The organism is Neobacillus sp. BP17 (assembly GCF_059579525.1).
The window spans coordinates 5,176,561-5,197,400 of record NZ_CM184198.1; the positions used below are offsets into that span (position 1 = coordinate 5,176,561).

Here is a 20,840-nt window from a genome sequence, read left to right on the forward strand (position 1 = left end):
TTCTCCCTTATTTTAATGAGTAAAATTGATCGATAAAATCGGCAAAATTCTCTTTTGAGCAAAGCTCATCCACTAATTTTTTATTTTGTACTAACTGCCAGATGTGGTTAAAAAGGTGGCTAAATTCCTCTTTATCCTTTTCATTCAATGCCAGTAATAGGACCAACTGAACTAAATGCTCTCCCCATTTTACTGGTTTCTTTAAAATCCCAATTGCGATACAGGACCCTAACGCATTGGGTTTTAAAGGGTGAGGAATAGCTACAAGATTACCAATCGATGTGGGGGAGATTTCTTCCCGCTCCAGTACAGAGGATTGAAAAGAATCATCAACATATCCTTTAATATTTAGAATCGTCGTTAAGGATTTTATAATTTCAATTGGACTTTTCTTATCAATTTCATTAAAGAATAGATCATCACTAAAGAGATTTTGAAGCTTTATTAATGATTTATTTTTATCCTCATTAAGATACTTGCTTGAAATATGTTCTTTCACTTTTTCAACATCTTTTTCCGTTAACATTGTATTAATATGAAGAATTGGAATCGGACTTTCTTCATGTACTGGAATCGTACTTAGGATTAAATCGGCCGCTTCCTTTTTGATATTCTTAATAGAATAGGATGGATACGTACCCACAATAGCGATTCCAGGGAATTTACTCTCTATACTTGCCGCTAATAGCTTTGCTGTTCCTAATCCAGAAGCACAGACGATGGCTACTCTTCTTACTTCACGCCGCTTTTTGGTCTTCATCCGCTCTACAGCTGCTTCCAAATGGATCGCAATATATCCCATTTCATCTTCATTAACTAGGAGATCGCTGTTTTTCTGGATAATTTCCGCTGCAAGAATCCCTAACTCAAAAGAAAATGGATAATTATTTTTTATCTCTTTTAATAAAGGATTTCGCAGGTTCATGCGATATTTTAAACGATTAATCGCTGAACGCAAATGAAGCCCTAATCCATAAATGAGTTCTCGATCTTCCCGCAAGTCAATACGATACACCCTATTAATTTCAGAAAGAATATCAACCACTAATTGATAGTGACCCTCTCCTACCAACTCAACAAAGTCATTTTCTTGTAAATTCTTATCTTCGAAATGTTTGGCTCCAAGTAAATGAATGGCGATATAGGCAACTTCACCTCTAGGTATTTTTATCGAAAATTCCCCTTCAAGAGAATCAACAATTTTTTTCGCTACCGTATATTCAACCTGATTTACTAGTTGTTCAAGCTCGATTGTACCGACTTCAATGTTCTTACCTCTTTTAATTCTCTGGATGGCAATCGCAATATGCATCACTAAATTATTTAGTGGAAGGTCTGCCATACGGAATGGCAGCTCACTAATATGCTTTGTGGTGATGGTCTTAATGACTTCTACATTTACATCAGAGATAATCTCATTTTCATGCTGAACTTGTTCATTTCTCATATTCGCCAAACTTTCAGACAAGCAAAAACGAATATTCATCTCGTTACCGATTAATTTAAGTCCGTAGTTTTGCTTCTTATATAAGGTTAAATCGTATTTTTCTAAAAGCTTCTCAACTTGTTTCAAATCATTATCAACTGTAGATTTACTCACAAATAATTCATTCGCAAGCTGCTCGGCAGCAATAAAATCGTCCGCCTTAATAATACTTTTTAAAATATACAAGACTCGTTCCTCTGGAAGGACAGGCGAATGACCTTGTTCCTCTTCCTGAAGCATAAACACCTCTTCAATTAATTCCGTAACCGATTGTCCAAGTGTTGGATCAATAAAGTACCCAACACCCCTATTCGCTTCGATTTGGACACCGATTTTTTTAAATTCAAGATTCAATGTCTTTATATCATTTCTGATTGTTCGAGACGTAACACCGATTACCTTAGCCAAATATTCACTTGTCACAGGTTCCTTATGTGAGAGCAATTCTTTTATCAATGACTTAAGACGGCTGTTTACAACAAACATCTCATACCCTCCTGCTAAACAAGTAAAAACTTTTTATGATAAAACGGTAACGTTGAATTGATTTCGAATTTTTTCAACCGCTTCCAACGCTTCCTTTAAACATTCATTAGAAAAGGTCGTAACAAGTGCAATGGCTTCTTTACGTTTCCCTGCCTTATTCAGTACGGCCGCTCTTTCTTCAATGTCACGAATTAAAAGTAACCATTTCTGTTCTAACTGATCGAACGTTTTTCTAGCAATTTCCTGATTGTTATTAAATAACGTTCCATTTTCATTCCCTTTTAATTCATCAAGTAAATCCCGGAACATCCACCAATACGACCCGGTCGCCGATTGATCATGTTGTGATTGGGCAGGGTCGGCCGTCTTCACTTTCACCGTTCCAGCCTGAGAAAGCAGCGTTGGAAACTCCTGCTCACACATGAAAATGGGCAGATAGAGCCCGGTACATGGAGTGGCAGGCGACCACCAAATCAGCGGAAAATGCCACTCATCTTCTGGAAGCTCAAAAATCGTTGATGATGCTGTAATTCCCCATGTAAAATTGGCAGGAGACGAGTGCATACAAATCGTTTGAAAATCTGGTAATGCAGCATTAAAAAATGGCCCTTCTAAAAAGGTATCTTCATAATGATCGCGTAAGATTCTTTTCAACCATGAAACATCAATCTGTCCCACTTTTTCACCCAGCAATTGTTTCGTACGCTGAACACGGATATGCGAGACCTGAAGCGAGTTCGTAAAGTCTGTATAAGAAAATGCTGCATCAAACTCCTCAGCGCCACTTGCCCATCCTGATTCTATCGCTTTTTCCATAAATCCTTCACTAGTTAAATCCCACTCACCCCGAATGCTCATTTCATTCGAAATCGAATGGAATTTATTTTGAATTTTCCTTGCTGCCCAATGATGGTCCACAGTTTCAAGAACCCACGCTTCTCTGGAATCAGCAATGATGAACGAATTATTGTAAGGCTTCTCCTCGCCCACGACCGCACTGCCCCATTGGCCATACTCTTCGATTAACTTCGTAATCACTTCTAACGCTTCTTGTGCAGTTTTACCTCTTTCTAGGCCAAGCCGAACAAGCTCCATGCCTAAAATCCCTTTTTGTTTTTCAGGATTTGCTGCACTTTCTTTCAAATCTTTTGTAAAAATAGCTTCATTCCCGATTGCAACACCATGTTCATTGATGCCCTGCTCATAGCCCCAGCACCAAAATGGTGACGAGCCGATTGTTAACCATGTTTTCGCTGCTTGAGGAATCTCTACATAAGCTAATTTTAATTTTTCGCCCATTTCATAGGCCTGCTGGTGATTATACACGAGAGGCTGACTTTCGTAAGCAGGTCGATCGCTATTCTTCGCCACAAGCATCCGAGATTGACTTGTGGAATCTGGTAAAACGACTAAGTTATCACACATTTTAAAATCCCCCCAGTTATCACAAGAAAGAGACACCCCTAAACAGAGTTGACTTTATCACTCTAATCTCTGGGTATCTCCTTTCTTTCTAAAATAATTTAAAGCTTAAGATTTCGTTCGGACGAATATCTTTTAATTGAATTTCATTGTTGGTAAATTGAATGCGATCATCTTTTTCATTCATAGGGATCTCGTTTAAATCCACTAGTTTAATAGCTTTGAAGAGTTCTTGATTGACCTCTACCTTGGCAGAATCAATAGGTTGATTGGTTGTATTATAAATTCTTACGATAAGACTATTATCTTCTTCACATTTTTTCACTGCACTCAGGGCTAGGTCTTTTCCATCAACACGAAAATACATACAATTGTCAGCGAGCAAACCCTCGCCCATCTTAACTGAAACCGGAACTGTCACAAATGGCGTTGTGAATTCGTTTGCTTTTATTCCAATGCTGCCATCTATCTCATTACCTGGATGGACAATAATCGAATAATCCATTTCGTGTCTTCCGAATAAGAGACTATCTGGGGTTTCTACATGAAGACCTGAGCGTCTTCCAGGTCGATCCACTAAATCTTGTTTCCCCATATAATCGGTACCAGCTAGTAACGATAGCGCAACGGTTGGTGTTTCCCCATGTAATATCTCATATTGCGGTAAGCCTTTATTTAGAATAGAAATACCTTTTTGAGCATCTGAAACATCGACAAATTTCTGCTGCGGATAAATCGGATAATACTTTTCTTCCCAATTTTCTTTTTCCCAGTATTCAACCTGCTCTAAATAGTTATCCCGACGAATGGTACCAAACTGTTGATCAGCAATATGTGTATTCGTTTTGATTCCTGTATCAAATAATACACGAATTCGGTGATTTTTAACCGTATTATCGATCACTGTTTTAATATCAACCCGATCTTCAAAGCGATTAACTGTTACATAAGACTCAATTGATGAAACTTTCTTTTCAGCTGAACGACGATTAACATCTGTATCTTCAGGGAATTCCAACCGATAGGTAATCTTAACGGTTGCAAAGATAGGTCCGTTATGAACAACATCTATATCAGGTGCTGCTTCCTTTGTAGTAATGATTTGATCTTCTCTAGGTGGAGAGAAATCATATTCATCACCGGCATTTCCACCTTCTTCATAGACATTTAATCCTTCAAAAATAGCACCCGTTTTTCTTTCTTTTATTGTTAATGAACCATTTTTTTCGATTTTCACATCGACAAACTCATTTTCAAAGGTCCCATTTTGATACACATCAGCAAACGTATTACACATTGGTGCTTTTTCTTTTACGTAATAAGTGTTATAGCCAAAGCCATCCACAGCCGCTACAAATTTAATCTTTGTCGTAAAAACAAACTGATCCTCATTTTTTACACCAATTTCAATCAGTTTATCATTTAAATTTTCTTCTTTTGTTTTCATTACTTGATAAGGTACTTCAATTCCATTAGGATCAACGATCATGAATTCTTTAGAAGTTAAATGCAGCGTTGCTTCGGCGATGTTTTTTCTTGTTTGACCCAGTGTATTAACGACGACTAGTGGCATCCCCTTGTTCTCATCGAACTTAATGTTGCCAAGCAAATCTTCTATTGCTGTTTTTTGAATGGACTGGCCAATTTGTTTAGCAAATTCATATCTCATATCCATTTCTTGATGAGTATCATCGGTACAAACATTACAAATGGAATCATGTGCATGATTTTGCAGCATGTATTTCCACCCTTTATTGATGACATCATTATCATACTGATGTCCCGCTAAGAATGAAAGGGAGCTTAAAGGCTCAGCATATCTTTCAAATAAGGTTTGAACTTCAAAATTTTTCTTCTTCAAATCTAACCGAGTAGACGCGATACTCACATGCACGCGCATATTTTTGCCCTTTCTAAATTCACCCGAAAGTTCCTCTAGTTTTTCGGATTCATGCGAAAGTCCTTCAAAATAATCCTGCAAACGGCTAAGCCTTACTTCGAAGTCACTTCCATGTTCGGTGTAATGCTTATTTAACTCATCAATGGTTTCAGGTAAATCTTTATTGGCACTTCGTTGATCAAACCCACACATCAGTAACATATTTGGTGTAGCAGCCATATCTTTTAAGCTTGTGTGGTTTTCTTCGATGATTTCTAAATTCTTTTCTAAATCGGTTGAAAGCATGCGGCCATTCCCATATCCTAATGGAAGATGTGTCGTGAGTACCTTTGAACCATCAGGTCCTACCCACCAGAAATCTGTTTTTTCTGTTTCTTCATTCGTAATCCCACGCCAAAATAGGGCATGATCAATCCCAAATCCTTTTAGCACTTGGGGAATTTGCGCTGCTTGGCCAAAGGAATCTGGCAAATAACCAATTTGCATTGAAGGACCGAATTCATTACCAACCTGCTGGCCGATTAACAAATTTCGAACAAGCGATTCACCGCTTGGGGTAAACTCGTCCGGCTGAATATACCAAGGACCAATGACAATGCGCCCCTCTTGGATAAGTCTCTTTAATCTATCCCGATTCCTCGGTTTAATTTCTAAATAATCCTCTAATACAATCGTTTGTCCATCTAGCAAAAAGGAAGAGTAGGCCGGACATGTTTCTAATAGTTCAATTAATTCATCCATAAACTTGACTAACTTGACGCGATATTGTTGATAGGTTTGGTGCCACTCTCGATCCCAATGGGTATGTGATATGACATGAAAATTCATTGTAAAAGCCTCCATACCAAAAATTTTTACTCTATAAAGAAGATGAGGGTCCTTAAAAAGTCCCCCCATTCTCATGCAATCTATAATCTTTATACTGCTTCTTGCGTGTATGCTACTTCTTCTTCTATATTCTTCTTTAATAATACCGTCATTAATGCGGTTGTAATGATCCCTGCAGCAAAGGCAAGCAAGAACATAAGTGGTTTAATAAAGAAGGGAATAACGAATACTCCACCACTTGGAACTGGAGCAGCTGCACCAAGAGCCATCGCTAATGCGCCGCCAACTGCTGATCCAACCACAATCGATGGAATGACTTGAAGCGGAGCACCTACGGCAAATGGAATCGCTCCTTCGGTTATCCCAGTCGCTCCCATGATTGTAGTAGGAAGGGCACTTTGTCTTTCTCCCGCTGTGAATTTCTTAGGAGCAAGTCTTGTTGCAAGGGCAAGTCCGATTGGCGGGGTCATAATTCCAATCCAACATGCGGCCATTGGACCATATACGCCTTCATTTAACATTCCGACACAGAAGGCAAATGCTACTTTATTAATCGGTCCTCCCATATCAAATGCCATCATCGCACCAATAATCAATCCAAGTAAGGCTAAATTTCCACCGCTCATTGATGTTAACCAAGCTTCTAACCCTTTAGAAGCAAAGGCAATTGGCTGACCAATGATATACATTAATAACGAAACAATTCCTACACCTAATAACGGAATAACAATAATTGGTTTAAGAGCAGCAATATAAGGGTGCATTGGAAGCTTCTTAATAAAATTAACAATATAACCAGCAAGGAAACCTGCAACAATTCCTCCTAAAAATCCTGCGCCAATTTCATGCGCAATCAAACCGCCAACCATACCTGGAGCAATACCCGGTCGATCTGCAATTGAGTAAGACATGTAACCTGCCATTACGGGAACCATTAGGGAGAAAATTAATACCCCTGCTTTAACCGTTTGTTTGGCAAAACCAGTTTCTTGTTCGCCGCCGCCTAAGAGTAAGCCAATAGTTAGGAGCAGCCCCCCAGCAACAACAAACGGTAACATATATGAAACACCAGTCATTAAATGTGTTTTAGCTTCTTCAAGAAACCTTTTCATATTTGATTTCTCCTCCTTATTACTTAACTAGTTCAAGAGCTTTATTGATAAGGCCTTGTGGGTTTTTTACTGCTTCTGCAACTGGAACCTTTACAGTAGGAATTTCATTAAAACGATCAGACTTTGCGATTGCTGTATCAACGGCTAAAATCAGAACATTTGCATCTGCTACTTCTTTCGCAGAGATAGAATTTTCGATTCCCATTGCGCCTTGCTTTTCTACCTTAATTTGATGACCCATCTTTTTTGCTGTCATTTCTAAAGCTGCTGCTGCCATATTTGTATGTGCTACGCCTGCTGGGCAAGCTGTGATTGCGATAATTTTCATGATAAAGTCCACCTTTTCTTAGTTTGTTTTTTGAGTAATTAATTCATCTAATACGTCTAAAATTTGTTCTGGCTGTGATGCATTCATGAGCTGATCGCGGAAATCATCATCCATTAATTTTCCAGATAGTGCTGCTAAAATTTGAAGATGAGTAGTGCCGCCTTCAGTTTCTGGTATAGCTAGCATAATAATAAAAGTTACTGGTTTATCATCTAAGGAATTCCAGTCGATTTCATTTTTTGTTTTTCCAATAATGATACTCGCTGTTTTAACGGTATCACTTTTACAATGCGGGATGGCAAATCCATTACCAAAACCGGTCGTGAATTCTGATTCTCTTTCAAGTACGCCTTCGAAAAAAGCAAGTTCTGATTCAATTCTTCCTTGTTTAGCTAATAATGAAGTTAATTGAGAAATCACTTCGTTTTGGGTTGCAGCAACCAAGTTTAACTCAATCAAGTCTTCATTAATCAATGATTTGATTTCCAACACTTCACCTTCCATCTAGTTGAATTTTTTTATATTGCTCTGTGGAAACCCTTACAGCAGATAACGTTATCTCTTACACTTTGAATTTTACTTAGTTTAGTGCCAAAATAAAAATTAATAAATTTCCTTATCGTTTAGGAAACGATTACAAGATTTGTTTTAAAGGCAAATAAAAAAGCGTAAAGATCCCCCATCTTACGGTATCTTTACGCTTTATTATTAGCCAATGTAGATAAATCAAGTATGCGATACGATCAATTCACATTGCCCATCTACTTCAAATTCACCAAATCCCACAGGGATGATCAGATGAGAACCCTTCTTTAATCCATAGGGCTGACCATTATGAAGAAGTGTCCCCTCTCCATTAATGACACTGAGCAGCAAATATTGATCATGAAATGCGAAAGCAGCTTTTCCGCTTACCTCCCATTTGTACACAGAGAAAAAGTCTGACTCCACAAACGTTGTAATCGATACATTTTCACCTTCCTGAACTGTAGGAGCAACCCCAGCATTTTGATGAGGCACTGTTGTCACATCAATTGCTTTTTCTAAATGCAGTTCGCGCAAATTTCCTTCTGCATCTCGACGGTCGTAATCATACACACGGTACGTTGTATCAGAACTTTGTTGCGTTTCTAAAACTAACGTTCCTTCACATAAAGCATGGATGGTTCCGCTTGGAACATAGAAAAAGTCGCCTGGTTTGATTTTGACCCTGCGCAGCAGCTCGTTCCATTTCCCATCATTAATTTGCTCGATTAATTCTTCTTTTGTTTTCGCATTATGGCCGAAAATCATATCGGCTCCTTCTTTACAATCGAGGATATACCAGCATTCGGTTTTCCCAAGATCCCCATTTTCATGAACCTTTGCATAAGAATCCTCAGGATGGACCTGAACGGATAAATCCATGTTCGCATCTAATATTTTCGTTAAAAGTGGAAAAACCTCATCCTTCGGGTTTCCAAAAAGCTCGGGATGTTTACGGTATAAATAGTCCAATGCCATACCCGCATATGGACCGTTTTCCACAATAGATGGCCCATTAGGATGTGCGGAAATCGCCCAGCACTCCCCTGTTTGATCATTTGGAATGTCATACCCAAATTCGGTTTGTAAGGCGCTGCCGCCCCAAATTCTCTCTTTAAAAACTGGTTTTAGAAATAATGGTTGCATGATAAATCCCTCCAGGCGTACGTTTATCGTTGATTTTCCTCTTGAAATGCTTGATGAGCAAGCATGAGCGAGCCAGTAATTCCCGCATTGTCACCTAAACCAGGACCGACAATATATTCAGTAAGATCCGGCAAAGTCACATACTCATTAACAAAATCCTTTAAATACTTATAGACAGAAATAAACACTTGCTTTTGCTTCATAACTCCCCCGCCAAGGATAATTTTTTTCGGCGAAAGAATCAATACATATTGCATCAGGGCTTGGGCAATATAGTATCCTTCTAGGTCCCACACTTCCATTCGATCGACAAGCTGATCCCCTTTTACTCCCCAACGCTCCTCAATGGCAGGACCAGCCGCTAGACCTTCTAAGCAATCATGGTGATAAGGGCACTTCCCTCGAAATTCGTCATTTGGATGCCGTCTCACAAGAATATGCCCCATTTCAGGGTGCGAAAGTCCTTGAAGAAGCTTCCCTTGAACAATGGCACCTGCCCCAATTCCAGTACCAACTGTAATATACAAGCAGCTATCCAAACCTTTTGCCGCACCAAAGGTAACCTCTCCCAATGCCGCCGCATTAACATCTGTATTAAACCCAATCGGCACGGAAAATGCATCTTTTAATGATTGAACAAACGGATAATCCCTCCACCCCGGCTTCGGCGTAGAAGTAATATGACCGTACGCAGCACTTTCCGGATTCACATCAATGGGACCGAACGAACCCACACCAATTGCCTTTATTGGATATTGATTGAAAAATTCAACCACCTTTGGCATCGTTTCCGCCGGTATAGTGGTTGGAATCTGAATACGGTCTATAATATTACCCTTTACATCGCCAACAGCACACACAAACTTTGTCCCGCCTGCTTCAATTGCACCCAACATACAGAAATACCTCCAAATAAAAATTTCTACAATTCATTATAACTGCCCATAGATCCCTTTTTGGATTTTCTCCAAATAAAATATAGGGTTGGAATCATCATCACATAGATAATCGGGAAAAGACTAAACGAGACAGGTAAAAGCAGGTCAAAATCAAAGTATTTTCTCATCCCTAAAAACAAAAATACTCCTATGATTCTTCCAACTCCGAGTGGAATTTCTCGAATAATGATATAATCCAAACGCTTGACCTTGTACTCGGGGTCCTTCTCAATCGCTTCATAAATCATAGCACTCATCGAGGTGGTAACCATATTCTGGGCTAATGGCGAGACAATTCCAAATATAATCAATGATAGAAGGACCGGAAGGATGGATAACAATATAGAACTCAAAAATATACTTACCGAACCGATCGCATAAATGGCGAGACGATATTTCGGATTAGAGAACTTAGCAAGCAAATAGAATGTAACAATGGCAATCAACTCAGCTGCCATATTATAAACTCCTAAACTTAATTCTCCGCCCGCTACTTTGAAGGTAATCATCGTAATCAAGAAGGTCCCGTACACGCCAGATACAATCCCATCAGCAAACATTACCTTGTACATCCTTTTCCATTCCTTGGACGGATTCTTGATAACATCCCAGAAATAACTTTTTGCTGTAATTGGCTTTCCCTTTACTTTTAGAGAGGTTAAAAAGGATAGAAAAAAGAATAGACAAGTTCCAATGAAAACGACATAATACCCCAGCATGCCTTCCAATTGCGAGATGATGATTCCTGACAGAACCGGGCCGATCACACCTCCAATGGTAAATAGAATACCTTGTACATATAAAAATTGATCCCGATTATCATTGGTTGTTAAATCTAATACAGCCAAATGCATGCCGACATAATACAGGCTCATTGCTAATCCATTTGAAAATCCTAACAACATGATATGTTCACTTAATGTGTCATGAAAAAGAAGCATAATTAAATAGGTAATCAGATAAAAGACAAATCCTAAACGCATCGTAATCATTGGGCTCGTTTTCCTAGCCAGCCATCCGCAAAGGCCAAAACAAAAGATGATCGCGATGGACCAATACAAGCTATAGTAAGCTAGCAGTGAATAGGTTTTATCCAATTTCCATAAGAAAACACTTTGAAACACACCAGACAAAACGCCGCCAAAGGAAAATAAAGCATTCATCAGTAAATAAAACTTTAATTCCGTAGAAAAAGACTTAAAAATTTGAAGCATTCTTTGATCTCCTTTTGCAGAAGAGTCCGCCTAGAAGGCTTTATTCACTCCTGTTTTTACACTATTAATAGCCTTCACTCTCAAGGTTTCCCATGGAACGTCTTTCCCCTCAGCCTGTTCTACCTTAATCGTTCTGCTCATATTTGGCAGTAAATCAAAGAAATTATCCTCGATGACAAGCTGCTCCATATCCATTTCAATGGTGACCATTCGGGTGAGCAGATTCGCGGATAGGGTCAACTCATTTTTCTCGCGGTCAATCGAAACGGTTACTTCAGACTCTTCCAATCTCAAATCCTTTTGGTCGCGGAAATAGTAGAAGTTTTCATCGGTTTTATTCCTTTTGGAGCGAATGACGATCACGGCCTCTTCTGGCTGCAGACCACTAAGAGCCTCCTGCTCTAAAACAACATCTACTTGCTGCGAAACATTGGCTGGGATCGAAACTGTCCATTGCTTTGAAAATACTTTTTCGCCAGTAAATTGATAAACGGCCAGTTCAATTTCATCTTCATAGGTTTCTAACCGGTCATTTACCACCCAAATAGCCATATCCTTACCTGGTTCATGTGCAAGCGTTAATAGAACTGGACTAAAGAACTTTCTTGCATAATGATAGGAAGCCTTAGGTAATAAATAATAGTCGATAACTGACCAGCTTGTCCCTGGCCAGCAGTCATTTAACTGCCAAAATAACGTACCGCTGGTATGTGGTTTATTGCGCCTATAATGTTCGATGCCATACTTCAAACCTTCTGCTTGGGTTAACATCGAATAGGCAATATACTCATCTAAATCCTTTGGAACCCCTGTATAACCTTCCATCAGCAAGATTCCTTTTGGATGATGGATATCTTTATTCCGGTACGCCATTTCTTCGCTTCCCCAGTAAAATTGATCCTTCGGGATATTTCGTTCTAATGTATAGCGATTAGAAGAAGCATGCATGCCAAATTCACTTGCGAAGAGGGTTGTATCATTTTTAAAATTTTTAAATGAGAGCCCTTCGACGCTGTAATTCACCGTTTGCGGCTCACCAAACGTTCTCGGCTCAATATTCCCGTGCCAAACCTGCCAATTATGCGTGTCGCCCTGATCTCTTGAATTATGATCATTTCCACCGAATGGCGAGCTTGGCCAAAACAGACGAGTTGGGTCGAGTTCTTCAAGTAATTCCGGCATTAATTCATGATAGATTTTTTCACCGTAAAAAGGATGAGTGATTTCACCTGATGAAAACAACGCTTCATACAGCCAATCATTCTCATTGTTTCCACACCAAAGTGCCAAGCAAGGATGATTACGGAGTCGTTTGACCACATGTATGATTTCCTCTTTGACGTTGGCCATAAAGTTCTTATTATAATCCGGATAGAGCGCACAGGAAAACATGAAATCCTGCCAGACTAAAATGCCAAGCCGATTACACTCGTCATAAAAAACCTCTTTTTCATAGATGCCGCCGCCCCAAACGCGAAGCATATTCATATTCGCATCTTTGGACATCTTGATTAAGTGCTTGTAACGGGAATTTGGAACTGCTCCGATAAAGCTATCAATCGGAATCCAATTGGCACCTTTAGCAAATATCTTTTCTCCATTTAAAACAAAGGTAAAACAAGGATTACCCTCTTCATCCTTACGCAGTACCTCAATGGTCCTAATCCCAAAGTCTTCTTGATAATCATCCACTTTCACACCATCCGCAAGCAATTCAATCTTTAGTTGATAAAGGTAAGGCGTGCCCAAGTCATGTGTCCACCATAGCTTCGGATTTTCCACTTCCAATACAACGGTTGCTTGTTTGCGGTCTACTTTTCCCTTAGCTGAGTAACTTTCTGCCCCATCAGAAAGGGTAACATCGACCACATAATCTTTATCTTTTCTAAATGAAGCTATATCCACTTCGACCTCGATAATGGCTTTGTCATGAGAAATGGATTTCGTTTTAGCAAATACAGAGTCGATTTTCGCGAAAGTTCTCTTCTCTAAATGAACTTCCTTCCATATCCCTGCAGCAACCAAGCGCGGCCCCCAATCCCAGCCATAATGACTTTGAGCCTTTCTTGTCCAGATTCTTTTCTTGCTGAATCCAGACCAATAATATTGAACCTTGTCCTTCACATGAACATGGATGGGATCAAATTTTACCGCCAAAACATTTTTCCCTTGCTTCAACTCCCGTACGACCTCAAAGCTGTGACTAATATACATATTCTCCGTTGAACCCAGTTCCACACCATTTAAATAAACGGTAGCAAATGTATCCAACCCTTCAAAAATCAGCTCATAGCGGTGGTCTTTACTAACATCACCATTGAACTCAAACGTATTGCGATACCACCAAACCTTTTCCTCTACCCATTGACATTTCAAATCATTGTGTCCGTAAAAAGGATCTTCAATTAACTTTCGGTCAATCAAGGTTGAATGAACATCGCCAGGTACAGATGCTGTCATCCAGAAGTAATCAATGTATTCAGGTGCAGCCACCTCAAGATCACGTGCGGCCCCTACATCAAAATGTTTTATTTTCCAGTTATCATTTATTTTCATCGTTTGTCACCTGCCATTGAAAAATGCTTACAGTATTACCGTTTTATTAGTGAAGCCTCTAGTAGCGTAAAACATAATAAAAAGGCCAAAATCAGTCTCAGGATTTTGGCACTTAATTTTTCAAATTATAAATAAGTCAATGAATCCAAGATTTCTTTTAAGCTTAATTCCGCACATGCCATTGATGTATCAGCAACACCGTAAAACATTTTAACTACATCGCCTTCAACAACCGCACCGCATGAAAAGACTACATTCCCAAAGAACCCTTCTACTTCATAGTCTGCTTCAGGCTCAAGAATCGGTTGGTTGGAGCGTGCAATGACCTTTGTGGGATTTTCTAAATCTAGTAGAACTGCTCCCATACAATAGCGGTGATCCTCAGTTGCACCATGATAAAGCTCCAGCCAGCCTTTTTCTGTCTTAAACGGAACAGCCCCTCCGCCCATACGAGCGCTATCCCACATGCCCTCACGTAAACCTAGTAAATGCTTGTGATTCCCCCAATGCACGAGATTAGTTGATTCAGCAATCCACATTTCTGGCTCCCCTACACTTTTCGGAACAGGCCGGTGGAGTGCGTAATACTTTCCATTAATTTTTTCAGGGAAAATTAAGACATCTTTATTTTCCGGTGCAAAAATCATCCCATGATGTTCAGTAGTTACGAAGTCCTTGGTGGAAACCATCGATTCTCCCACACCAACAGGTGAAACCGCACTAAAATAGATATAATAAGTATCTTCAATTTTAGTAATCCTTGGGTCCTCTATCCCAAATGTTTCTAACTCATTAGATGGGTAAACTAAAGGATTCTCATCAATGGTGAAATGATGGCCGCCATCTTTGCTTCTTGCAATCCGCAAGTAGGCGATGGATGTTAAATAGTCCCATGAATGTACATCCCCGCTTTTTCGAATCACACGTGGATCAGAGAAGTCATACGCAGGATCATCTAAACGGAATTCTAAAATCTCAAGTTCGTTTGTTTCAGGATTATAAATAGGCGATTTAACGATATTCGGGTCTTCACTAATTGGTCGTTCTGCGACACGAAGAAGCATGATAATTTCATCCTTATACGTTGTAACACCTGCATTAAAAGCACCGATCACTTCAAAATCAGCTCGATGCGGTTTCACATCTGCTGGAGTAACTAGAGGGTTCTCTTCAAATCTATAAACATTCATTTTAATGACTCCTTTGTTGTATCAGATTTACCGCTCGTATTGTAAAAACGGATCGACAATGGTAATTTTTTGAGCTTCTGCATCACTAATTCCTGCATAAATATCAGCCGTTCCATCGGGTTTTCGAACGAGTCCGCCACTAAAGACGACATCTTCTAAGTCTGGACGCTTCGTTGGACCAGGGAGGAACTGACTTCTAGTTGCGATTAACTCCATATCTGAAAACTCACTTGTCTCCGGATCAAGGGCAAATACCATTGGGTAATAGTGGCGGTTTCCTTCTTCATCAAAGGAGGCAACATGTCCTAATACTCCAACAAGACCATTTGATAAAAGATGCGGCTCGTTGGCTCCGCCCCATTCTTCATCAATGAACTGCCCTTGTAGTAACGGCGCTTCGTTGACCACATCAACAGTCAATTCTTCTAAGGAAGAAATACTAGTCCAGCCAATTTTTCCTCTTCCGCCTTTTTCACCCTGAGGTCTGGTTAATACCCCAATACTTCCATCCTTTAGTTCGACTAAACGCAGGTCTTTCATTCCGTCAGGGCCTTTTGCAAATTCTTGTAGGCTTGCAATCGATTCACCTTTATAAAAAACGGTTCTCCAGCCAAGTTGTCCTTCATTCGTTGGATGAGGGAAAATTTGAACGCCCCCCACTACTAGCTCTCCTGAGATTCGAGTAAAGAAAGGATCTTGCAATTCCAGGACAGGCGCATTTTCTCTTGGTACCCACTCGCCGTTTCTTTCGACAAAGAAGTATACATTGGAGTGTTCACTGTCACGTGATTCCACTCGTCCGGCAATGACTAACTCTCCCTCATCCTCAAACGGTGCGCTAATATTATAGACATCATTTTCCCCAATGCCGGTGAATACGATTTTTTCCGGATTGGTTGGTTGTGGTTTCGATTTATATTCCTCTAACAGCTGTTCACATGTTTGAGCATTACCTTTCCTTAACAAGGTCATTTCCTATTTCCCCCTTTAGGATCATTGCTTCATTCGCTAAAATTGTTACGGCACTTTCACGATCCAACCATGTTCGATGTGTTGAAAGTAACAACTTCATGGAGGCTGCTCCCTCCACTTCAAGCGTTCTTGGTTGATCAGTGAAATTCAAAACGACTAATATTTTTTCAACTGAATCCATTCTGACAAAATAGATCAGGCCCGCTTCATTTCGCAAAACTTCATAATCCCCGAACTGCAGCGATGAATGTTCCTTTCGCAGCTTCAGCAATTTTTTATAAAAAGAAAGCATCGATTCCGGATTATTTATCTGGTCTTCAACAGTTACTTTATAGGCATCGTCTGGAACCGTAATCCATGGCACCCCCTCTGAAAAGCCGACATTGTCATGTGCACTCCATTGCATCGGAGTACGTGACTTGTCGCGCGATTTTTCATTTGCAGCAACTAGGGCTTCTTCAGGTGAATTGCCCGCTTGTAATGCGAGCGTATAGCCCATGATTCCTTGAATATCCTTCATTTTCGATAGGTCGTCTGTAATCCAATCGCTCATCCCGATTTCATCACCAAAATAGATGAAGGGGACACCCTTTGCCGTCAGCATCAGAGTTGCAATCAGTTTGGCACGATCTTTATCGCCGCCAAATCTTGAAATATGCCTGGACATATCATGACTAGAAAAGAATAAGGTTGGAATTTGCGTAGAATCATAGGTTTTCTCTGTTTCCACTAATTGCCCAAAGAGCCTATCTGTATCAAACTCAGCCATACTCCCGATATTAAAATTAAACACCACATCTAATTTGTGTAGGCCCGAATATTTTTTTAGAACTTCCAAGTCCTCGGAACCTACCTCACCAACAAGGAATTTATCTGGATATTGATGAACAAACTCGGCAATTTCCTCAATGGTCGCTATAATTCCTTCTTGGTCTTTATCGTACAAATGAATTTGTTCCTTTTTCTCCCAATCATATGGATTGTCCTGAAGCGAATCTTTCACCTTTAAGAAGTTGATGACATCCAGCCGGAAACCATCGATTCCTTTTTCAAGCCAAAATTTCATCACATCAAACATCGCCTGTTTCACTTCAGGGTTTGCCCAGTTTAAATCCACCTGTTCCTTCGCAAAGGCATGGTAGTAATATTGATTCGTCCTCGAATCGTATTCCCAAGCCGGTCCGCCAAAGAATGACTCCCAATTATTCGGCATATCTCTCCAGATATACCAATCACGCTTCGGATCATCCTTAGCGGACTTTGACTCCTGGAACCATGGATGATTAGAAGAAGTGTGATTGAGCACTAAATCGGCGATGACCTTGATCCCACGTTGGTGAGCTTCTTGTATAAACATTTCAAAATCCGCCATCGTGCCATAATCCGGATCAATTCCATAATAGTCGGAAATGTCATAGCCATTATCGACCTTTGGTGATGGATAAAACGGAGTCAGCCACAATCCGTCAATCCCCAATTCTTTAAGATAGTCGAGTTTAGAGGTAATCCCCGTAAAGTCGCCGATTCCATCACCATTTCCATCTTTAAAGCTGGGCATATAGATTTCATAAAAAGTCGATTGTTTCCACCATTTCACCATAGTACTAAAACTCCTATTAATTACTTAAGTGTAAATTGCATTCCTTCTTGGAACTTTTTCGCAAATAGTAAGAAGATAATAATGATTGGCATGGTTAATAACACCGCTGCCGCGTACATAGGCCCTGGATAGCCGCCATAAGGACCAAACATTTGTGATAAAAGGACGTTTAAAGTTAGCATATTATCGCTCTTCGCGACTAACATATCCCATAACAACTCGGTCCATCTTTCCATAAACAAGAATAAGAAGATAACAGTCGAAATCGACTTCGACATTGGCAGGACGATTTTAAACATGATTTGCAATTCACTCGCCCCATCCAATTTTGCGGCTTCAATAAATGTATCTGGTATCGCCTTAAAGAAGTTGGTATACATAAATACCGCCCATAAGCTGAGGGCTTTTGGTAAAATCATTCCCCAATAAGAGTCATACATGCCGAGTCTTTGAATCACAAGGAACGTAGGAATTAACAAAATAATCGCCGGGAAAAACATTTGAAATAAAATCACGTTATTAACGGTGTCTCTACCTTTAAAAGGAATTTTCGCTAAGGCATACGCAACCATAACACCTGTAACCATCATTAAAAACGTTGATGCACCAGAAACAATAAAACTATTAAAAAACGCATTAAGCCATGGCCTTGGGATGACCGCTTCGCCTCCACCAAGCAGCCATTGATATGATTTCAAGCTGTACTCTGTTGGAATTAGCTTCTTATCTACTTGATCCCAAACAGCAAAGGAATTTAACACCATATAAATATACGGAAAGATCATAATCAGTAAGAGAACAACGGCAATTAGGTAACGAAACAATAATCCGTTTTTCTTAGCTCCACCCATTTCGTTTCCCCCACATTTCTAAGAGTTTTCGAATGATAAATATTGAAATAAACGTTACTACTGACGCAATAATGGCAATCGCTGAAGCATAGCCCGCTTGAAGATTCGTGAATGCTCTTGTAAAAATCTCCATTTGCCATGTATTAGTTGCAAAATTTGGTCCTCCACCTGTTAATTGATACACCTCTGTGAAAATACCAAACGTAACACCAATCGATAGGATTAATACTGTAAACAAAGCCGGGTACAGAAGTGGAAAGGTGATCTTCCAAAAACGCTGCCAGCCTGTTACCCCATCAATACTAGCTGCTTCATAAACTTCCTTATCAATACTCTCAAATCCTGACGTTAAAATCAGTGCATAGTAGCCAGTGAATTTCCAAGCGATAATCATCGCAACGACAAAGAGTGCAGCAAAAGGTGTTCCAAGCCAGTTTATATCTAATCCAAATGAGCCCCTCAAAAATTCATTCACTGGACTGTTGTAAGATAAGATCCCTTTAACGATAAATGACGATACAACCCCTGATGCTAAATAAGGCAGGAAAAAACCAATTAAAAATAGCCCTTTAAATTTAGGTAATCCTTGAACGATTAACGCAACGATAATCGAAGATGCCACAACTAACGGCACAAACAATGCCATAAATTTAAAACTTACAAAAAATGCACTTTGAACCCCTGGACTCTTGAAAGCCTCCATGTAATTTTCCATACCAACGAAACTAAAAGTTGGTGCAATCAAATTCCAATCAGTAAAGGATAAAAACAGTGACCATACCAGTGGAATTAGAAAGAAAACGACCGCATATATAAGATAAGGACTGGCAAATAGCCAGCCCAACCTTCCTTGCTTTGTGCTCATTATTTAAGAGCCCCCTCAATTGCTTCTTGCATGTCCTTCCAGGCAGTTTTCGGATTTTTCTCACCTTTTACCACTGGATTGAAGGCATGTTGACCAATTAAAGTCTGAATATCATTGTATTTTGAATTATCCATCGGCGGGATACCGTTTGGAACGGCGGCTGCATATGGTTGTAATGCTGGATTTTTGTCAAAGAACGCTTTAAACGCATCGTTTGATGTTAAATCATCACGGGCAGGCGGCAAGCTTGTCTTTTCAAGCCATTTCAAATCATTTTCAGGTTTTGAATACACCCACTTAATGAAGTCCATCGCTGCTTTTTGTTGTTCTTTTGTTGCAGAAGCGTAAACAACTAGACCTTTTGTATCAGCAAACGTTTTTACATTGGTAGTATCTGTACCATCTGGAACAGGTGGAGGTGTTAATGTATAGGTTTCGTTGAATTTCATTTCTGGGAATTTTTCTCCCCAGTATGGAATAGTCCAAGGACCCACATCGACAAAAATTCCTAAACCACTTTCAAACGGATCTTTTGACTGTCTTGTTAACAGTGCATCAGCTTTACGAAGATCATCCATTAAGCCCAGTACTTGTTCACCAGCTTTTTGATCACCTGTGAATTTCGTTCCCTCAACAAACTTGTTACCATTTGATGCTGCATCATACAACATGAAGAAGTCGAACCATCTTTTCCAAGCTGTAGGATCAGCAAGGTCCGCTTTTGCCCATAAATATTTATCAGGATATTTTGCTTTTAATTTCTTCGCTACATCTAGCATTTCGCTATAGGTTTTTGGCGGCTCGTTAAACCCGAGCTCTTTTAAAACGTCCAATCTCCAGCCAAATAACATCGCATTTGAGTAAATTGGTAATACGTATTGGTGGCCGTCCGCAAACTCCCAAGCCTTCATCGTATTTTCCATGTTACGGTTTTTCTTTACTTCATCCCATCCATCTAATTCATCTAATGGTACAAGCGCTTTGCTTTCGGATAATTGAGCGGCAAACCCACGGTTGATATTTTCAGACATGGTAGGCGCGCTTTTACCAGCAATCGCAGATTGGATACTTGCTTCAGATGTCGGGCTTTCCTTCATAGGACTTACATTAACTTTGATCTTAGGATTTTCCTTTGTAAACTCTGCTGCGACTTCCTTCCAATATACTTGCTGTGTTGGGTTTGGAGCAGCCCAGAATTCAATTGTTGTTACTCCATCCTTTTTACCTGTTTCTTGTCCTGTGTTGTTACCTGTAGAACAGGCAGCAAGACCAGAAACTGTAAGAGAAGCCGCGAATAAGATTGATGCTACTTTTTTCATTTTCATCTTATATTCCTCCAATGACTAATATCTAATCCAACCTTTTAATAAAAGTAGTAATGCCCTAAACTATAATTACACTATTCAATTAATCACACGTGT

The 20,840-nt window shown here is 39.7% G+C and carries 16 protein-coding genes; all 16 read right to left on the bottom strand.

Going from position 1 to position 20,840, the window contains the following annotated elements; translation table 11 throughout:
• Window positions 1-7 precede the first annotated feature (7 nt).
• Window positions 8-1,972, bottom strand: a complete 1,965-nt coding sequence (locus tag AC4QJR_RS25315) for a BglG family transcription antiterminator (RefSeq protein WP_496524595.1) — start codon at window positions 1,970-1,972, stop codon at window positions 8-10.
• A gap of 33 nt (window positions 1,973-2,005) precedes the next feature.
• Window positions 2,006-3,397, bottom strand: a complete 1,392-nt coding sequence (locus tag AC4QJR_RS25320; RefSeq protein WP_496524596.1) for a C69 family dipeptidase — start codon at window positions 3,395-3,397, stop codon at window positions 2,006-2,008.
• Between the two features lie 88 nt (window positions 3,398-3,485).
• Window positions 3,486-6,122, bottom strand: a complete 2,637-nt coding sequence (locus tag AC4QJR_RS25325) for a glycoside hydrolase family 38 N-terminal domain-containing protein (protein ID WP_496524597.1) — start codon at window positions 6,120-6,122, stop codon at window positions 3,486-3,488.
• Window positions 6,123-6,211: 89 nt separating this feature from the next.
• Complete coding sequence (locus tag AC4QJR_RS25330) at window positions 6,212-7,234, bottom strand: PTS fructose transporter subunit IIC (RefSeq protein WP_496524598.1); 1,023 nt, start codon at window positions 7,232-7,234, stop codon at window positions 6,212-6,214.
• A 19-nt stretch (window positions 7,235-7,253) separates the two neighbouring features.
• Window positions 7,254-7,562 carry a PTS fructose transporter subunit IIB gene (locus AC4QJR_RS25335; protein ID WP_496524599.1) on the bottom strand — a complete coding sequence of 103 codons (309 nt, stop codon included), beginning with the start codon at window positions 7,560-7,562 and terminating at the stop codon, window positions 7,254-7,256.
• A gap of 18 nt (window positions 7,563-7,580) precedes the next feature.
• Entirely contained in the window at window positions 7,581-8,051 is a 471-nt protein-coding gene (locus AC4QJR_RS25340; protein ID WP_496524600.1) for a PTS sugar transporter subunit IIA, read from the bottom strand.
• 237 nt (window positions 8,052-8,288) lie between these two features.
• The gene (gene manA / locus AC4QJR_RS25345) at window positions 8,289-9,236 is read right to left on the bottom strand and encodes a mannose-6-phosphate isomerase, class I (RefSeq protein ID WP_496526744.1); all 948 of its coding nucleotides are present in this window, start codon (window positions 9,234-9,236) and stop codon (window positions 8,289-8,291) included.
• 20 nt (window positions 9,237-9,256) lie between these two features.
• The gene (locus AC4QJR_RS25350; RefSeq protein WP_496524601.1) at window positions 9,257-10,129 is read right to left on the bottom strand and encodes an ROK family protein; all 873 of its coding nucleotides are present in this window, start codon (window positions 10,127-10,129) and stop codon (window positions 9,257-9,259) included.
• A 26-nt stretch (window positions 10,130-10,155) separates the two neighbouring features.
• Window positions 10,156-11,385: an MFS transporter gene (locus AC4QJR_RS25355; RefSeq protein ID WP_496524602.1), complete on the bottom strand. Its 1,230-nt coding sequence runs from the start codon at window positions 11,383-11,385 to the stop codon at window positions 10,156-10,158.
• A gap of 30 nt (window positions 11,386-11,415) precedes the next feature.
• Window positions 11,416-13,941: a beta-mannosidase gene (locus AC4QJR_RS25360; protein WP_496524603.1), complete on the bottom strand. Its 2,526-nt coding sequence runs from the start codon at window positions 13,939-13,941 to the stop codon at window positions 11,416-11,418.
• A gap of 125 nt (window positions 13,942-14,066) precedes the next feature.
• Complete coding sequence (locus AC4QJR_RS25365) at window positions 14,067-15,131, bottom strand: BtaManbiosPhlase (RefSeq protein ID WP_496524604.1); 1,065 nt, start codon at window positions 15,129-15,131, stop codon at window positions 14,067-14,069.
• A 27-nt stretch (window positions 15,132-15,158) separates the two neighbouring features.
• Window positions 15,159-16,103, bottom strand: a complete 945-nt coding sequence (locus tag AC4QJR_RS25370; protein ID WP_496524605.1) for an MTP-1 family protein — start codon at window positions 16,101-16,103, stop codon at window positions 15,159-15,161.
• Window positions 16,081-17,703, bottom strand: a complete 1,623-nt coding sequence (locus AC4QJR_RS25375; protein WP_496524606.1) for an alpha-glucosidase — start codon at window positions 17,701-17,703, stop codon at window positions 16,081-16,083. Before AC4QJR_RS25375 ends, AC4QJR_RS25370 begins: the two co-directional genes overlap by 23 nt.
• A 20-nt stretch (window positions 17,704-17,723) precedes the next feature.
• On the bottom strand, window positions 17,724-18,554 hold the full coding sequence (locus AC4QJR_RS25380) for a carbohydrate ABC transporter permease (protein ID WP_098573970.1): 831 nt from the start codon (window positions 18,552-18,554) through the stop codon (window positions 17,724-17,726).
• On the bottom strand, window positions 18,541-19,419 hold the full coding sequence (locus AC4QJR_RS25385; RefSeq protein ID WP_251461246.1) for a carbohydrate ABC transporter permease: 879 nt from the start codon (window positions 19,417-19,419) through the stop codon (window positions 18,541-18,543). Before AC4QJR_RS25385 ends, AC4QJR_RS25380 begins: the two co-directional genes overlap by 14 nt.
• Window positions 19,419-20,738 (bottom strand): extracellular solute-binding protein, encoded by a 1,320-nt coding sequence (locus tag AC4QJR_RS25390; protein WP_496526745.1) that lies wholly within the window; start codon window positions 20,736-20,738, stop codon window positions 19,419-19,421. Before AC4QJR_RS25390 ends, AC4QJR_RS25385 begins: the two co-directional genes overlap by 1 nt.
• Window positions 20,739-20,840: the final 102 nt, after the last annotated feature.

Excerpts from the sequence above, each read along its gene's own strand:
- AC4QJR_RS25315 (WP_496524595.1), bottom strand. The coding sequence starts at position 1,972 with ATGTTTGTTGTAAACAGCCGTCTTAAGTCATTGATAAAAGAATTGCTC.
- AC4QJR_RS25320 (WP_496524596.1), bottom strand. The coding sequence starts at position 3,397 with ATGTGTGATAACTTAGTCGTTTTACCAGATTCCACAAGTCAATCTCGG.
- AC4QJR_RS25325 (WP_496524597.1), bottom strand. The coding sequence starts at position 6,122 with ATGAATTTTCATGTCATATCACATACCCATTGGGATCGAGAGTGGCAC.
- AC4QJR_RS25330 (WP_496524598.1), bottom strand. The coding sequence starts at position 7,234 with ATGAAAAGGTTTCTTGAAGAAGCTAAAACACATTTAATGACTGGTGTT.
- AC4QJR_RS25335 (WP_496524599.1), bottom strand. The coding sequence starts at position 7,562 with ATGAAAATTATCGCAATCACAGCTTGCCCAGCAGGCGTAGCACATACA.
- AC4QJR_RS25350 (WP_496524601.1), bottom strand. The coding sequence starts at position 10,129 with ATGTTGGGTGCAATTGAAGCAGGCGGGACAAAGTTTGTGTGTGCTGTT.
- AC4QJR_RS25355 (WP_496524602.1), bottom strand. The coding sequence starts at position 11,385 with ATGCTTCAAATTTTTAAGTCTTTTTCTACGGAATTAAAGTTTTATTTA.
- AC4QJR_RS25360 (WP_496524603.1), bottom strand. The coding sequence starts at position 13,941 with ATGAAAATAAATGATAACTGGAAAATAAAACATTTTGATGTAGGGGCC.
- AC4QJR_RS25365 (WP_496524604.1), bottom strand. The coding sequence starts at position 15,131 with ATGAATGTTTATAGATTTGAAGAGAACCCTCTAGTTACTCCAGCAGAT.
- AC4QJR_RS25370 (WP_496524605.1), bottom strand. The coding sequence starts at position 16,103 with ATGACCTTGTTAAGGAAAGGTAATGCTCAAACATGTGAACAGCTGTTA.
- AC4QJR_RS25375 (WP_496524606.1), bottom strand. The coding sequence starts at position 17,703 with ATGGTGAAATGGTGGAAACAATCGACTTTTTATGAAATCTATATGCCC.
- AC4QJR_RS25380 (WP_098573970.1), bottom strand. The coding sequence starts at position 18,554 with ATGGGTGGAGCTAAGAAAAACGGATTATTGTTTCGTTACCTAATTGCC.
- AC4QJR_RS25385 (WP_251461246.1), bottom strand. The coding sequence starts at position 19,419 with ATGAGCACAAAGCAAGGAAGGTTGGGCTGGCTATTTGCCAGTCCTTAT.
- AC4QJR_RS25390 (WP_496526745.1), bottom strand. The coding sequence starts at position 20,738 with ATGAAAAAAGTAGCATCAATCTTATTCGCGGCTTCTCTTACAGTTTCT.